14 protein-coding genes are annotated in these 15,710 nt (G+C 60.4%); 4 read left to right on the forward strand and 10 right to left on the reverse strand.

Translation table 11 applies throughout. The annotated features are described in order from the left end of the window. Positions 1-57: 57 nt before the first annotated feature. The 3 genes from KOL70_RS01730 (at position 58) to pnuC (ending at position 2,506) form a co-directional block, all read left to right on the forward strand. The gene (locus KOL70_RS01730) at positions 58-573 is read left to right on the forward strand and encodes a methylated-DNA--[protein]-cysteine S-methyltransferase (RefSeq protein ID WP_021508524.1); all 516 of its coding nucleotides are present in this window, start codon (positions 58-60) and stop codon (positions 571-573) included. A gap of 126 nt (positions 574-699) precedes the next feature. Continuing rightward, entirely contained in the window at positions 700-1,761 is a 1,062-nt protein-coding gene (gene nadA / locus KOL70_RS01735) for a quinolinate synthase NadA (protein ID WP_215480112.1), read from the forward strand. A gap of 25 nt (positions 1,762-1,786) precedes the next feature. Further along, positions 1,787-2,506 carry a nicotinamide riboside transporter PnuC gene (gene pnuC / locus KOL70_RS01740; RefSeq protein WP_215480928.1) on the forward strand — a complete coding sequence of 240 codons (720 nt, stop codon included), beginning with the start codon at positions 1,787-1,789 and terminating at the stop codon, positions 2,504-2,506. Here the strand turns inward: pnuC and zitB are convergent. From zitB to KOL70_RS01760, 4 genes are all read right to left on the reverse strand, one after another. Beyond that, positions 2,503-3,459: a CDF family zinc transporter ZitB gene (gene zitB / locus KOL70_RS01745; RefSeq protein ID WP_021508521.1), complete on the reverse strand. Its 957-nt coding sequence runs from the start codon at positions 3,457-3,459 to the stop codon at positions 2,503-2,505. The two genes, pnuC and zitB, sit on opposite strands and share 4 nt — an antisense overlap. Further along, a complete protein-coding gene (locus KOL70_RS01750) occupies positions 3,434-6,514 on the reverse strand; it encodes an ATP-binding protein (protein ID WP_215480113.1) in 3,081 nt (1,026 codons plus the stop codon). The genes zitB and KOL70_RS01750 overlap by 26 nt, the downstream gene beginning before the upstream one ends. Next, the gene (locus KOL70_RS01755; RefSeq protein ID WP_021508519.1) at positions 6,496-7,080 is read right to left on the reverse strand and encodes a response regulator transcription factor; all 585 of its coding nucleotides are present in this window, start codon (positions 7,078-7,080) and stop codon (positions 6,496-6,498) included. Before KOL70_RS01755 ends, KOL70_RS01750 begins: the two co-directional genes overlap by 19 nt. 103 nt (positions 7,081-7,183) lie before the next feature. Beyond that, on the reverse strand, positions 7,184-7,540 hold the full coding sequence (locus tag KOL70_RS01760) for a YbgS-like family protein (protein ID WP_088516301.1): 357 nt from the start codon (positions 7,538-7,540) through the stop codon (positions 7,184-7,186). Positions 7,541-7,837: 297 nt separating this feature from the next. Here KOL70_RS01760 and aroG point away from each other — a divergent pair, with 297 nt between their 5' ends. After that, complete coding sequence (gene aroG, locus KOL70_RS01765; RefSeq protein WP_021508517.1) at positions 7,838-8,890, forward strand: 3-deoxy-7-phosphoheptulonate synthase AroG; 1,053 nt, start codon at positions 7,838-7,840, stop codon at positions 8,888-8,890. Between the two features lie 63 nt (positions 8,891-8,953). Here the strand turns inward: aroG and gpmA are convergent, their stop codons facing one another. The 6 genes from gpmA to modE form a co-directional block, all read right to left on the reverse strand. Beyond that, positions 8,954-9,706, reverse strand: coding sequence for a 2,3-diphosphoglycerate-dependent phosphoglycerate mutase (gene gpmA, locus KOL70_RS01770; protein ID WP_010616013.1), 753 nt, complete (start codon positions 9,704-9,706; stop codon positions 8,954-8,956). A 152-nt stretch (positions 9,707-9,858) separates the two neighbouring features. Further along, positions 9,859-10,893, reverse strand: a complete 1,035-nt coding sequence (galM, locus tag KOL70_RS01775) for a galactose-1-epimerase (RefSeq protein ID WP_058757860.1) — start codon at positions 10,891-10,893, stop codon at positions 9,859-9,861. Next, positions 10,887-12,035, reverse strand: a complete 1,149-nt coding sequence (gene galK, locus KOL70_RS01780; RefSeq protein ID WP_058775295.1) for a galactokinase — start codon at positions 12,033-12,035, stop codon at positions 10,887-10,889. Before galK ends, galM begins: the two co-directional genes overlap by 7 nt. After that, on the reverse strand, positions 12,036-13,082 hold the full coding sequence (galT, locus tag KOL70_RS01785) for a galactose-1-phosphate uridylyltransferase (RefSeq protein WP_215480114.1): 1,047 nt from the start codon (positions 13,080-13,082) through the stop codon (positions 12,036-12,038). 262 nt (positions 13,083-13,344) lie between these two features. Further along, positions 13,345-14,817: a molybdate ABC transporter ATP-binding protein ModF gene (gene modF / locus KOL70_RS01790; protein WP_215480115.1), complete on the reverse strand. Its 1,473-nt coding sequence runs from the start codon at positions 14,815-14,817 to the stop codon at positions 13,345-13,347. Between the two features lie 76 nt (positions 14,818-14,893). After that, positions 14,894-15,676, reverse strand: a complete 783-nt coding sequence (modE, locus tag KOL70_RS01795) for a molybdenum-dependent transcriptional regulator (protein ID WP_150361773.1) — start codon at positions 15,674-15,676, stop codon at positions 14,894-14,896. Between the last annotated feature and the right edge of the window lie 34 nt (positions 15,677-15,710).

The following is a 15,710-nucleotide window of genomic DNA, read 5'->3' on the forward strand; positions in this document are numbered from 1 at the left end:
AGTTTCGCCGCGCAAAAGTGCGATAATCATCCGCATAGCCCATGCCGGAGGTGCAACATGTATCACGCTAAAATCATTACCACGCCCGTCGGAGAACTGACGCTCATTGCCACGGATCGCGGTCTTTCAGCCATTTTATGGGAAAACGAAGGCGCGCAGCGCGTGCCGCTGAAACCGATCGCGCGTAACGACCAGCATCCGATTCTCTGTGAGGCTGAGCGCCAGCTGCGCCAGTACTTTGCCGGCGAGCGTCAGCAGTTTGACATGCCTTACGACACCGTTGGCACTGCGTTTCAGAAAAAGGTCTGGCAGGCGCTGCTCACCATTCCGTTTGGTGAAACCCGCAGCTATCTGCAAATCGCGGAGCAGATCGGCAACCCGAAAGCGGTACGCGCCGTCGGGGCTGCCAACGGTAAAAATCCGTTGTCGATCATGGCGCCCTGTCATCGCGTTATCGGCAGCAACGGTAAGCTCACCGGCTTCGCTGGCGGCCTGGCGGTAAAAGCGTTTCTGCTTGAGCTGGAGAGCCCACAACAGGCGCAGGCCGGCGCGCAGCTGGTACTTCCCGCATAAAAATCACACGACAGGCTCGGTGTAATCCGCTATTGTGTTTAGCATATAAAACACGATGGCGGATTTAATGCCGCATCATCGTCCTGATGGGCGATTTTGTTAAATCGATAAAACGAGAGCCGTGTCATGAGTGCAATGTTTGATGCTGAAAGCGCCATTTATCCCTTCCCGCCGAAACCGGCGCGCCTCAGCCCGCAGGAAAAAGCCGGTTACATCGAAGAAATTAAACGCCTGCTCAAAGCACGCGATGCGGTTATGGTGGCGCATTACTACACCGATCCGGAAATCCAGGCGCTGGCCGAAGAGACCGGCGGCTGCGTGGCGGATTCCCTTGAGATGGCGCGCTTTGGCAGCCAGCATCCGGCGCAAACGCTGCTGGTGGCCGGCGTGCGTTTCATGGGCGAAACCGCCAAAATCCTTAGCCCGGAAAAAACCGTGCTGATGCCCACGCTGCAGGCGGAGTGCTCGCTTGACCTCGGTTGCCCGATTGACGAATTTAACCGCTTCTGCGATGCGCATCCGGATCGGACCGTGGTGGTGTATGCCAACACGTCGGCGGCGGTAAAAGCACGCGCCGATTGGGTGGTGACGTCCAGCATTGCGGTTGAGCTGATTGAACACCTCGACAGTCGCGGTGAGAAAATTATCTGGGCACCGGACCGCCATCTGGGCCGTTACGTCACGCAGCAAACCGGCGCTGATGTGCTGTGCTGGCAGGGCGCCTGCATCGTGCATGATGAGTTCAAAACCCAGGCGCTGCAGCGCATGAAAGCGCTCTATCCTGACGCGGCGGTGCTGGTGCACCCGGAGTCACCGCAGGCGATTGTCGAACTGGCCGATGCGGTCGGTTCCACCAGCCAGTTGATTCAGGCCGCCAAAACGCTGCCGCATCCGCAGATGATTGTGGCGACCGATCGCGGCATCTTCTACAAAATGCAGCAGGCGGTACCGGATAAAGAGTTACTGGAAGCGCCCACCGCGGGCGAAGGAGCGACCTGCCGCAGCTGCGCGCACTGCCCGTGGATGGCGATGAATGGCCTGCAGGCTATCGCTGAAGGGCTGGCACACGGCGGCGAGCAGCATGAAATTCACGTCGATGCGGCACTGTGCAAGGCAGCGTTGCTGCCGCTCAACCGCATGCTAGACTTTGCAGCACAACTCAAACTTACGCTGAAAGGGAACGCCTGAGGCGGTTTTCATACAGGTGCAGATGATGGACTTCTTTAGCACACAAAATATTCTGGTTCACATTCCGATTGGCGTCGGCGGCTACGATCTGTCATGGATTGAGGCGATCGGTACGCTGGCCGGCCTGCTGTGTATCTGGCTCGCCAGCCAGGAAAAAATTATCAACTACCTGTTTGGTCTGATTAACGTCACGCTGTTTGCGGTGATTTTCTTTCAGATTCAGCTGTATGCCAGCCTGCTGCTGCAGCTGTTCTTCTTTGTTGCCAACGTGTACGGCTGGTACGCGTGGAGCCGGCAGACCAGCAGCCATGAAGCGGCGCTGAAAATCCGCTGGCTGCCGCTGCCGAAAGCCATCGGCTGGGGCGCCGCCTGCGTGATCGCCATTGCGCTGATGACGCGCTATATCGACCCGGTATTCGTTTTCCTCACGCGCACCGCGGTGGGCCTGATGCAGTCGCTCGGCCTTAACGTGGTGATGCCGCAGCTGCAGCCGGATGCCTTCCCGTTCTGGGATTCCTGCATGATGGTGCTGTCGATTGTGGCGATGATCCTGATGACGCGCAAATACGTCGAGAACTGGCTGCTGTGGGTGGTGATCAACGTTATCAGCGTGATGATCTTTGCGCGTCAGGGCGTGTATGCCATGGCGCTGGAGTACGCCATTCTGACGCTGATCGCGCTGAACGGCACGCGCCTGTGGATGCAGAGCGCACGGGAACAGGGTTCGCGCGCGCTGTCCCATTAGTGGTGGTGATGCGCGTGGCCTTCCAGCGCTGCGTGCTCGTGCTGCGTGCCGCTCTCCTCGCATAACTCGCAGTCCGGGCCGACGCAGGGCTGATACTCCATCTGCACCGTGGCATGGGCAATCTGATAATGCTGGTGCAGATACTGATGAATGCGTCGCAGCAGGCCGTCGTGATCGTACGGCGGAATCACCTGCACGTGCAGCGTCAGCACCGGCTTTTCGCCCACCTGCCACACATGCACATGATGTACATTGCGCACTTCATCAATGTGACGCGTCAGCGCCCGCGCCAGCTTATCCACGTCGATATGCGTCGGTGCGCCTTCCAGCAGCTCGTGCAGGCTCTCGCGCAGCAGCGCCCAGCCGCTGCGCACCACCAGCAGCGCCACCAGCAGCGACAGAATCGGATCGATCGGCGTCCAGCCGGTCAGCATGATGATCACCGCTGCCACGATCGCGCCTACCGAACCCAGCAGATCGCCCAGCACGTGCAGCGCGGCAGCACGCACGTTGAGATTCTTCTCTTCGCTGCCGCGGTGCAGCAGCCAGAACGACAGCAGATTCGCCAGCAGGCCGGCAATGGCGATGCCGAGCATCAGCCCGCCTTCAATCGGCTCGGGCTGGTAAAAACGGCGCAGCGCTTCCCAGACGATCAGGACGGTAATCACCAGCAGCGCGATGGCGTTCACAAACGCTGCCAGCGTGGTCAGACGCAGTAAGCCAAAAGTGTGACGCGCATTCGGTTTGCGCCGGGCGAACTGCACGGCCAGCAGCGCCATCAGCAGCGCGGCGGCGTCGGTGAGCATATGTCCGGCATCGGCCAGCAGCGCCAGCGAACCGGACACCAGCCCGCCGATGACCTCGGCAACCATAAACAGCGCGGTGACGCCAAACGCGGCGGCGAGACGCGTGCGGTTGCCGCCGTGCTCACTGTGAGAATGAGTGTGTGCCATAACGTTCCAGTTGGTTAAGTAGCCTGTTCGTTAATGATATCAGTAAATTGAGATTATCAGGGTCAGGCTGATGCTGTTTTGCCGCGTCGGCCAGCTGCTGGCAGCGGGCGGCTACGTCGTCAATGCCGAGCATCAGCCAGCTGCCTTTCAGGCGGTGCGCCGCGCGCGCCAGCTGGGGCCAGTCTGCGGCCGCGCTCGCCTGCAGCAGCGCATCATGATCCTGCTGCAGCGTACGCTGCAGGGTATGGCAAATACGCGGGATGAAAGCCGGATTGTGCTGCGCCAGAATCTGCAGGCTGTCCGGCAACACCTGCAACGGATCGCGCACCGCCTGCGCCAGCAGCGGTGCAATATCCCGCAGAGTCACCGGCTTGACCAGCTGCGCTTCGTGCGCCTGCAGCGGCAGTTTCAGCAGCTGTACGTCGGCGGAGCACAGTATGCGCAGCGCAGGCTGCACGCGCTGGCGCTGACGGCGGCGCAGGATGCGCAGCAGCGTCAGGCCATCCGGGCGTGGCATCATCTGGTCGATAAACAGCACATCAAACGGCTGCTGCGCATCGGCCCGCAGCAGTTCGCGGCCATCCTCAAACACCGCCGCAGTAATGCCAAAGCTTGCCAGCTGCTGCTGCATCACCAGCAGATTGGTCGGGTGATCGTCGACAATCGCCACGCGCAGCTGCGGATAGTGCGGCCAGTGCGTGGCGTCATCCGCCGCCGATGCCGCACAGGGTTCCAGCGGCAGGCGCACGCTCACCGTGGTGCCCTGCTGCGGCGCGGACTCCAGCGACAGCGTGCCGCCCATGCGCTGTACAATCTCGCGACAGATAAACAGCCCGAGGCCGCTGCCCTGCACCGCATGGCGCTTGCCCGACGGCGCCTGATACCAAGGTTCAAACAGCTGCGCCTGCTCGCTGAGCGGAATGCCGCTGCCGCTGTCGCTCACCGTCAGCGCGATATCCCCGTTGACCGCCAGCGTCAGGTGGATTTCGCCGTGGCGGGTAAATTTCAGCGCATTGGCCACCAGATTGTTCACCACCTGCTGCAGGCGATCGCTGTCGAGCATCACGCTGGCCGGCAGCGGGGTCAGCGCCGCCACGTGCAGCTGTGGCCCGCCATCGCGCATCAGCGGGTGATAAAACTGCTGTTGCTGCTGTAGCCACAACCTGAGATCGAGCGGGCGTGGCGTCAGGCGGAAGCTGTGATTCTCAATGCGCGCATGATCCTGCAAATCGTTCAGCAGCGTCATCAGCGACCGTGCGCTGCTGTGCATCAGATCGAGCCGCGCGCTCGGATGCTGCTGCTGCTCCAGCTCCAGCAGACCGAGAATCGCCTGCATCGGCGTGCGCAGCTCGTGACTGGCGGTGGCGAGAAACTGGCTTTTAGCGGCGTTGGCACGCTCCGCCTGCTCGCGCTGTAACCGCTCACGCCGCTGCTGCAGATAACGGCGCAGCAGCAATACCAGCAACAGCAGGATGATCACGGCGGCCGCAATTAAAATCAGCAGCGGCACATTGCGCATCGTCATGGTGGTGCCGGGCTGCGGCGGCTGCGACCAGCTGACGCGCATCTGGTTCAGCGTATCCGCCGGAATCTGCTGCAGCGCATGGTCGAGAAGGGCGCTCAGCTGCGGCTGCTGTGCGCTCACCTGCGGCGCCAGCGGCCAGGCGATATCGCTGGCCACAAAGGCGAGATGCACGCGGTTGCCCTCATGGCTGGCCATGCGCCAGCGCGCCGACAGCACGTTATCCACCACTGCATCAATCTGGCCAGTGTTGAGGGCCTGCCACAGCTGGGCGCGATCGTCGAACAGCTGGGGCGCGATCTCAGCCGGAAGCAGACGCTGCGCCAGATCGCCACGCAGCACGCCGACGCGCTGAGCGTGCAGCGCGGACCAGTCCATCGGCTGCCTGTCGGACAGCGTGTAAATGCCCCAGATGGCGCGCCACACCGGCAGCGCGGTGCGGTTAGCATCGTCCCCGTACAGCGGCTGTAACAGGTTGAGCATCACCTGCTGCTGCTGCAACAGACTGGCGGCCTGCTGCGGACTATTGACCCAGCGCGGCGTGAAACGCAGGCCGGTGCTCTGGCTCAGCGCGTTAAGCAGGTCAATACCGAAGCCGCGCGCGTTGCCGCTGGCATCGCGATAGCTCCACGGCGCGTTATCGCTCTCGGCGGCATAAGGGATGGCATCCTGCTGCGCCAGCCACTGTTTCTCTTCGCCCGTCAGCATCAGGGTTTGCGTATCCTGATAGCGCAGCAGCGGTGGACTCCAGCGCTGCTGCACGCGATTGCTGAACTCCGCTGGCAGCAAACGCAGCTGGCGGTTGAGCCAGGCAATCAGCGCCGGATCGCGCGTCAGTGCGCGCAGCGACAGCTCACCGGCACCGGGATCGGCGGTGATTTGATAAATCTGTCCCTGCTGCAGCTGGCTGAGCAGGAAACCGGCGCTGGCTTCATCGGCCACCAGATAGTCACTCTGCTGGTTCAGCAGCGCATACAGCGCCTGTAAATTGCCGGGCAGCGTCTGCCAACGGTGGCGATGTGCAAAGTTTTCCGGCAGCTGCGCCAGCGTGTCGGCGGCGATGGTCAGCTGAGCGTTGTCACTGTTGAACATCACCGCGCGCTGGTTGTCGCGATTGCGGTAGATGCGCATCGGGCTGGTGAACCAGCTATCGCTGGTCAGTACGTCGGCGGGCAGATCGCGCTGGCGGGTGCTCAGCACCATGTCCACGTCGCCACGCTGCAGCGCCGCCAGCTGGGCGGCAAAGTCAGGATAGCCGTGCAGGCTGAATGTGCTGCCGCTCAGCTGGCTGAGGGCGCTGAGATAATCGGCATCAATGCCCCAGATGCGATCGCCAATGCGCATCGCCCAGGGCGCGCTGTTTTGCGCCGGCACCGCCACGCGCAGCACCGGTCCTGGCCACGGCTCGGCGTGCGGCGCGGGCATCATGGCGGGCAGCATCACGCTGCTGGCGGGCTGCAATCCGGCGCGCGCCAGCAGACTGAAAAACAGCGCGAACAGCAGCAGCCAGCGTGTCACTGCTGCGCTTTCCACAGTTCTGCCAGCTCGACTACCGACTGCACACCGGTCTTCTCAAGGATATTTTTTTTGTGGGTGCTGACGGTTTTATTGCTGATGTGCAGCTGTTCGCCAATCTGAATATTCGACAGCCCGCGCACCAGCAGCGCGACAATCTGCTGCTCTTTCTCCGTGAGCGGTAGCGCAATGCGCTCCGGCAGCGGCGGAAACGCCTGCTGGCCGCCCAGCACCGCCAGAATCGCGCTCAGCAACTGCGCCATGCTTTGACTCTTCACCACATAGCCGGCCGCGCCGAGCGAGGCGGCGCTGAGCAGCGTGTGGCGGCTCTGCTGGGCCGAGTAAATCAGCACCGGACACTGCGGATGGCGCGCGCGCAGACGGCGCAACAGCTCCAGACCATCGCTATCCGGCAGGCCGATATCCAGCACAATCAGGTCAATATGATGCTGTTGCAGCAGCTGGCGCGCCTGGGCTTCGTCACCGGCGGCGTACAGCTGTAATGGAATAGGGGCGTTGAGGCAGGCCGCTTCCAGCGCGACTTCAACTAAAGGGTGATCATCGATAAGCAGCAGCGCGGCCATGAAACAGTTCCTGTGAATTTCATAGCGTTAGCATAGCGGAAATAGGGCAGGGGAAAAACAACAGGGCGAGCCGAAGCTCGCCCTGCATCACGCTCCGCGTGGATTACTGCGTGGTGCCGTCAGTTTTATGTTTGACGTGACCACCGCCTTCCTTGGTTTCAACTTTCTTATTCATATCCGGGCAGCGACCATCTTTACACATGGTATTTTTGTGTTCCTGGCTGGCCGACATATTGCCGGAGCTGGTTCCAGAAGTCGCGGCACCGTTGGTGTTCATGCTGCCATTATTAATGTTGCTATTGTCGACATTATTTGGCGGCAGATTCTCTTTCGCGCCGCCCGCGGCTGCGCCGGCTTCTGCTGACGCATTCGCCTGGCCGTTGTTGTTATCCGCAGCCAGTGCTGCGCCGCTGCCCAAAGTCATCGCTGCCGTCAGAAAAATCAATGCAAACTTATTCATCATTATGCTCCTGTAATAAATGGATAGTTGCCGCGTGACACCCGCTGGTGCTGTTTGACGAAAAAAGCGTGCCGCGACGGAATTTAATTCCGTCATGAGTGTTCGGCATGAATATAAATAGCGAAAGCACCTCATTCCTCAGTGCTTACGTTTAAAAAGCTTAGTTCAGAAACGAATAAATGCAAATCTGAGCGAGCCATTTGCGCACAGGACATAATTTACACCTGGTGCCTGAAGGGATACATTGGACGGGTTGCGCCCGGCGTACGCAGGGCCAGAAATTTGAATGGAATAAGTATGGATTACCAGAACGACGATTTACGCATCAGAGAGATCAAAGAGTTACTGCCCCCTGTTGCGCTGCTGGAAAAATTCCCCGCCACCGATAACGCTGCTCAAACCGTTGCCCAGGCCCGCCAGGCCATTCACCGCATTCTGCACGGTGAAGATGACCGCCTGCTGGTAGTGATTGGGCCATGCTCCATCCACGATACGCAGGCGGCCAAAGAGTATGCCGCTCGCCTGCTGACGTTGCGCGAGGAGCTGAAGGGTGAACTGGAAGTAGTGATGCGCGTGTACTTTGAAAAACCGCGTACCACGGTGGGCTGGAAAGGGCTGATCAACGATCCTTACATGGACGGTAGCTTCCAGATTAACGACGGCCTGCGCCTGGCGCGTAAGCTGCTGGTGGATATCAACGACACCGGACTGCCGGCTGCCGGTGAGTTCCTCGACATGATCACGCCGCAATACATGGCGGATTTGATGAGCTGGGGCGCGATTGGTGCGCGTACTACCGAATCGCAGGTGCACCGCGAGCTCTCGTCCGGGCTCTCCTGTCCGGTTGGCTTCAAAAACGGCACTGACGGCACCATCAAAGTTGCGATCGATGCCATCGGTGCTGCCAGCGCGCCGCACTGCTTCCTGTCGGTCACCAAATATGGTCATTCGGCGATTGTCGAAACCAGCGGTAATGAAGATTGCCACATCATTCTGCGCGGCGGCAAAGAGCCAAACTACAGTGCGGAACACGTTGCGGCGGTGAAAACCGGGCTGGAAAAAGCGGGCCTGCGTCCACAGGTGATGATCGACTTCAGCCACGCCAACAGCAGCAAGCAGTTCCAGCGTCAGATGGTGGTGGCCGCAGACGTGGCGCAGCAGATTGCCGGCGGCGAGCAGGCGATTACCGGCGTGATGATTGAGAGCCACCTGGTGGAAGGCAACCAGAGCCTCGACAGCGGCAAACCGCTGGTGTACGGCCAGAGCGTCACCGACGCCTGTATTGGCTGGGACGACACGGAAAAAGCGCTGCGTCAGCTGGCGCAGGCGATCAAAACCCGTCGCGGCTAACGGCAGCGCACGGCATAAAAAAAGGCCAGACTCGCGTCTGGCCTTTTGCGTTTCAGCGTGAACTTACTTCGCTTTACCCTGGTTAGCAACGGCGGCGGCTTTCGCTGCGATCTCGTCGGCATCACCCAGATAGTAATGTTTGATTGGCTTGAAGTTCTCGTCGAACTCATACACCAGCGGTACGCCGGTTGGGATGTTCAGTTCGAGGATCTCATCTTCGCTCATGTTATCGAGGTATTTCACCAGCGCGCGCAGTGAGTTACCGTGCGCGGCAACGATCACTTTCTCACCGCTCTTGATGCGCGGCAGAATGCTCTCGTTCCAGAATGGGATCACGCGATCGATGGTCAGTGCCAGGCTTTCGGTGGTTGGCAGCTGCGCGTCGGTCAGGGATTTGTAACGCGGGTCGTGGCCCGGGAAACGCTCGTCGTTACGATCCAGCTCTGGTGGCGTAACGGCAAAGCCGCGGCGCCACTGTTTCACCTGATCGTCGCCGTATTTGGCGGCGGTTTCCGCTTTGTCCAGACCCTGCAGCGCACCGTAGTGACGCTCGTTCAGACGCCAGGTTTTCTCGACCGGCAGCCAGGCCTGATCCAGCTCATCCAGCACGTTCCACAGAGTGTGGATGGCACGCTTCAGCACTGAGGTGTAGGCAAAATCAAACACGAAACCTTCTTTTTTCAGCAGCTGACCGGCTGCTTTGGCTTCGGTGCGACCCTTGTCGGACAGATCCACGTCGTACCATCCGGTGAAGCGGTTTTCCTGATTCCACTGGCTTTCGCCGTGGCGCACCAGAACCAGCTTAGTTACGGCCATAGCTTTACTCCTTAATGCTTAATGTTTCGATGATGATAGAAACCGGCTGCGGCCGCTGATTTCAGCGGCACACTGATAGCGCCATACCATAGCGGAAAACAGCGCACGGCGTAAGCCTGTCGGCACCGCAGTGCGCGTTTTTCAACCGGCGCTTAGTGCGGGGTGAAGCGATAACGCGTCACGGAGTGCCATGTGTCGCCGGGCTGCAGCCAGCAATCAGGCTGCGGCCACTCGCTATGGTTGGGCGAATCCGGTAAAAACTCACTCTCCAGAGCGATGCCCTGGAAAGCAGTATAGCTGCCCTGTTCACGGGCGCGCGTTCCCTCCAGATAGTTGCCGGAGTAGAACTGCAGCGCCGGCGCGGCGGTGAACACGCTCACGCTAAGTTTGTCGTCCGCTGACCACAGCTGCGCAGCAGGCTGGCTGCTGTCACCGGCGGTGGTGAGCAGAAACGCGTGATCGTAGCCTTTCACCGCGCGCTGATCGTCGTCGGCCAGGAACTCATCCGCCACGCGTTTCGGCTGGCGGAAATCAAAGCTGGTACCGTCTACCGCTTTCAGCGGTGCATTGGGAATGCCTGCGCTGTCCACCGGCAGATAACGATCGGCCTGCAGTTGTAAGCGATGCTGGCGCGCGTCGCCATGATGCGCATCAAGGTTGAAGTAAGCATGGTTGGTCAGGTTGACCGGACAGGCCTGATCGGTCTGCGCTTCATAGCGAATCGACAGGCAGTTATCGTCGTCGAGCTGATAAATCACATCGGCAATCAGATTGCCGGGATAGCCCTGGTCGCCGTCCGGCGAATCAAGACGATAGTGCACTTCGCTGTCGCTCTGGCTGAGGATCTGCCAGCGGCGCTTGTCGAAACCCTGCGGCCCGCCGTGCAGCTGGTGCGGACCCTGATTGGCCGCCAGCAGCCGGTTAAGCGGCTTCAGCTCAGCGAAGGCGATGCGGTTCGCGTAACGCCCGATGGTGGCACCGAGATAAGCATCCTGATGCAGATAGTCGGACGGCGTGGCGCAGCCGAGCAGCGCTTCGCGCACGCTGCCGTCCTGCATCGGCACGCGCGCCGACAGCCAGGTGGCGCCCCAGTCCATAAAGGTGGCGACCATGCCGTTGCGGTTGCGCAGCACGGTGATGCGCCACGGCTGGCCGTCCGGCGCATGAGAGTTGACGTCGCTTACCATTGGCCGGCTCCTGCTGAGGCTTTACACACGTAAAAGGTCTCTTTGATGCCGGTCTGCGCTTCGTACTGCTGCGCCACCGCCGCTTTCACCTGATCGACCAGATCGGTTGGCATCAGGGCGACAATACAGCCACCGAAGCCGCCGCCGGTCATACGCACGCCGCCGCGCGGGCCGATCTCCGCTTTGACGATCTCCACCAGCTGGTCGATGGGCGCGACGGTAATCTCAAAATCGTCGCGCATTGAGGCGTGCGAGGCGGCCATCAGCTCACCCATGCGTTGCAGATCGCCGCTGCTCAGCGCGTCCGCCGCTTCCAGCGTACGCGCATTTTCGGTGATCACGTGACGCACGCGTTTGGCCACCAGCGGATCGAGCTGCTGTTCTGCCGCCGCAAACTCCTCCAGCGTCACGTCGCGCAGCGCCTTTTTGTTAAAGAAGCGCGCACCGGTTTCGCACTGCTCGCGGCGGGTATTGTATTCGCTGCCCACCAGATTACGGCGGAAGTTCGAGTTGATGATCACCACCGCGACATCCTCCGGCATGGATACGGCGCGCGTGCCCAGCGTGCGGCAGTCCAGCAGCATGGCGTGATCCTGCTGGCCGAGCGCTGAAATCAGCTGATCCATGATGCCGCAGTTGCAGCCAACAAACTGGTTCTCCGCTTCCTGCCCGTTAACGGCAATCGCTGCGCCGTCGAGCTTCAGCTGATACAGCTGCTGGAACACGGTGCCCACCGCCACTTCCAGCGAGGCGGACGAGCTGAGACCGGCACCCTGCGGCACATTGCCGCTGATCACCATATCCACGCCGCCAAAGCTGGCGTCGCGCTGCTGCAGATGTTTCACCACGCCGCGCACGTAATTGGCCCACATCGGTTCGCTGAGCGGCTCAATCGGCGCATCCAGCGAGAAGCTATCCTGCTGATTGTCGTAATCCACCGCCACCACGCGCACCTGGCGATCGTCGCGGCGGGCGCAGGCAATCACGGTCTGATAATCGATAGCGCAGGGCAGCACGAAGCCGTCGTTGTAATCGGTATGCTCGCCGATCAGGTTCACCCGTCCCGGTGCCTGAATGCTGTGGCTCGGCGCGTAGCCGAAGGTGTCAGCGAAAACCTGTTGAGTGATCGATTTTAAAGACATTTATTGTTCCTCGCGGAAATGGATAGCGCTGACAGAGCGCAGACGTTCTGCTGCCTGTTCCGCCGTTAAATCACGTTGGGTCTCGGCCAGCATCTCGTAGCCAACCATAAATTTTCGTACCGTCGCGGAGCGCAGCAGCGGGGGATAGAAGTGCGCGTGCAGCTGCCAGTGATCGTTGGCTTCGCCGTTGAACGGCGCGCCGTGCCAGCCCATCGAATAGGGGAACGAGCACTGAAACAGATTGTCGTAACGGCTGGTGAGCTGCTTGAGCGCCAGCGCCAGATCGGTGCGCTGCGCCTCGCTGAGATCGGTAATGCGTTTCACGTGCGTTTTCGGCAGCAGCAGGGTTTCAAACGGCCAGGCCGCCCACCACGGCACTACCGCCAGCCAGTGATCGGTTTCAACCACGGTACGGCTGCCGTCCTGCAATTCGCGCGTTACGTAATCCACCAGCAGCGGCGTACCTTTATCGGCAAAGTAGCGGCGCTGATTGTCATCCTCTTTTTGCGCTTCATTCGGCAGAAAACTGTTGGCCCACACCTGACCGTGCGGATGCGGATTCGAGCAGCCCATCGCTGCGCCTTTGTTTTCAAATACCTGCACCCACGGATAGTGCTGACCGAGTTCAGCGGTCTGCTCCTGCCAGGTACGCACGATGTCCTGCAAGTTGTGCAGCGGCAGTTCGGGCAGGGTTTTGCTGTGATCCGGCGAGAAGCAGATCACCCGACTGGTACCGCGCGCGCCTTCACAGCGCATCAGCACATCATCGCTCTGCGGCGCGTCCGGCGTATCGGTCATCAGCGCGGCGAAGTCATTGGTGAACACGTAAGTACTTTTGTAATCGGGATTTTTGTCGCCGGTGATACGGGTATTACCGGCGCACAGGAAGCAGTCCGGATCGTGTGCAGGCAGTTGCTCCAGCGCCGGCGTCTCCTGCGCACCCTGCCACGGACGTTTGGCGCGATGCGGTGACACCAGCACCCATTGATCGATCAACGGGTTATAGCGGCGATGTGGATGATGATCGACCGGGTTAAATTTTTGCATAACAAGTCCTGGTAATCGGCAAACAGAAGAAAATCACTGCCTTCAACGTAGCATAACGGTGGCGCTGAAAGCGTGATCCAGTCTGGATAAATGGTATCGTTTACACAAGGTGACGATTCTCATTTTGTGGGTTTATGCGCAGCGTTTGCTGAATAATGCGGCAGGCTAGTGGTAGCGGTTACATTTTTAGGGAAGGAAATTTGTCAGGTGCGTACTGTTATCGCCGGGCCGCCATGGATGGCGACCCGCTCATGAATGAAAACTAACGCAACGTCTCCTGCTGATAAGCATAGCCCGCGCCCTGTTTTACAAAACTCAGGCGGTGGGTGATGCACTGCGGCGCGTCTTCGGCGTGGTGGGACACAAACATCAGCTGGGTACGGCCTTCGCCGATCAGCACATCAACAAAGCGGCGCACCAGCTGGCGGTTAATGGGATCGAGCCCCTGCAGCGGCTCATCCAGAATTAACAGCGTCGGGTGCTTCACCAGCGCGCGCGCAATCAGCACCAGCCGCTGCTGGCCCCACGACAGGCTATGAAACGGCGCATCGGCCAGCGCATTGTCCATGCCAAGCAGCGCCAGCCACTGGCGCGCCAGCGCTTTCTGCCGATCCGATACCACCTGATAAAGACCGATCGAATCAAAAAAGCCCGAGAGGATCACCGTACGCACATTACAGCTGACGCGGTAATCCAGATGCAGGCTGCTGCTGACGTAACCGATATGCTGCTTGATGTCCCAGATGGTTTCACCGCTGCCGCGGCGAATACCAAACAACGTTAAATCATTGCTGTAGCCCTGCGGATGATCGCCGGTGACCAGGCTAAGCAGGGTCGATTTACCCGCGCCGTTGGGGCCGATAATCTGCCAGTGCTCGCCGGGATTGACCTGCCAGTTCAGGCCGTCGATCACCGCATGATCGTTATACGACACCACGCCGTTGCGCAGGATAACGCGCGGCGCATCTGCCGCCAGCAGCGGCAGCTGATCCGGCTGGTCCGGCTCCGGCAGCGCCATGCCCTGCAGGCGTTCGCTGTGCGCCAGCTGCGCCACCAGCGCTTCGGCGAGAATCGCCTGGCGCGCGCCCACGTGCGTCAGCGTGCACTCCGCCAGCACGCCGACCTGCTGGACAAAATCCGGGATGTCGTCAAAGCGGTTCAGCACCAGCACCACGGTGTAGCCGTCGCGATGCAGCTGATGCAGCGTATCGGCAAGACTGGCGCGCGATGCCACATCCAGACCATCAAAAGGTTCGTCGAGGATCAGCAAATCCGGCTGCGCCATCAGCGCCTGACACAGCAGCGTTTTGCGCGTTTCGCCGGTGGAAAGGTATTTGAAGCGGCGAGTCAGTAGAGCGCTGATGCCGAACTGCTGTGCCAGCGCCTGCGCCCGCGCCTCATCCTTTACTTCATCCTGAATGATCTCCAGCGCGGTGCGGCCGGTGTCATCTTCGCCTTCACTCAGCAGATCGGTGTTGTTGCGCTCCCACTCCTGCGTCACCAGCTGTTGCAGCTGCTCCAGCGACAGACGGGTGCGGCGCTGAAAATCCTGCCGCAGCTCGCCCTTTGCCGCCGTCAGCTCGCCGGACAGCGCGCGCGCCAGCGAGGATTTACCGCTGCCGTTTGCACCGACAAAGGCCCAGCTTTCGCCGCTGTGCAGGGTTAAGTCCGGCAGGGTCAGGGTACGGCTATCGCTCAGGTGAAATATGCCTTGCGAAATTTGCAATGAGGCCATGATTTGTTCCGTTTTCTGCATCAAGTCGCTCAGTTGTAGCGAGCCAGCGAAATGAAGTCAAATCATGGCGGCCAGATCAGAGCAGTGTGGCGATGATGGCGTGTTCTGCATTAAAACAGGCGGTCACGGCGCTGCCGGGCTGCAGATTATGCTGGCGAAGCGCCTGGCTGGGGACGGTGGCGCACAACATTTCACCGCCCGCCAGCGCAATCAGCACTTCACTCTGCGTTTCGCCGGGTTCGATGGTGTGGACAAGGCCCGGCAGCTGATTATCGCCCTCTGCGGCGTCAGGCGTCAGGCGGATCCACGGCGCTTTGATCAGCACCAGCACCTCTTTACCGCTGTCGAGCTGTAGCCGCTCCGCGCTGCGTTCGGTCAGAGCCACCTGCAGGCGCGTCACGCCGTCGTTCAGCAGTATCTCAACATGCTGCTGCACCTGCTGACGATCGCGCGCCTGCACCGTGCCAAATAGCTGGTTGCGCGCGCTGGTTTGCAGGGAAAAGCGGGCGATCGCCGCCAGCAGGCTGTCAAGCGGGAGGCTGTCGTTTTGCAGCACGTCAAAGGCTTTTTGCTGGATCTGCTCCATCAGCTGAAACAGCTGGATTAATCGCTCGCCGTAGCGCGTCAGCCGGGCACCGCCGCCGCCTTTGCCGCCGGTCGCGCGTTCGACCAGCGTCTGATCCGCCAGCTGATTCATCTCATTGATGGCGTCCCAGGCGCTTTTATAGCTGATGCCCGCCAGTCTGGCGCCCTGGCTGATGGAGCCGGTTTCCTGCACGCGCCTGAGCAGCTCAATACGGCGCGGATCGGCAAACAGTTTCTGCTGAAGACGAATGTGAAGAGAGAGTTCTGCCTGCATGTCAGCTCCTTAGGTGAATGCGCCAATTGTAAGG

The sequence above is a fragment of the Pantoea sp. B270 genome (genome assembly GCF_018726825.1).
Taxonomy (GTDB): Bacteria; Pseudomonadota; Gammaproteobacteria; order Enterobacterales; family Enterobacteriaceae; genus Pantoea; species Pantoea dispersa.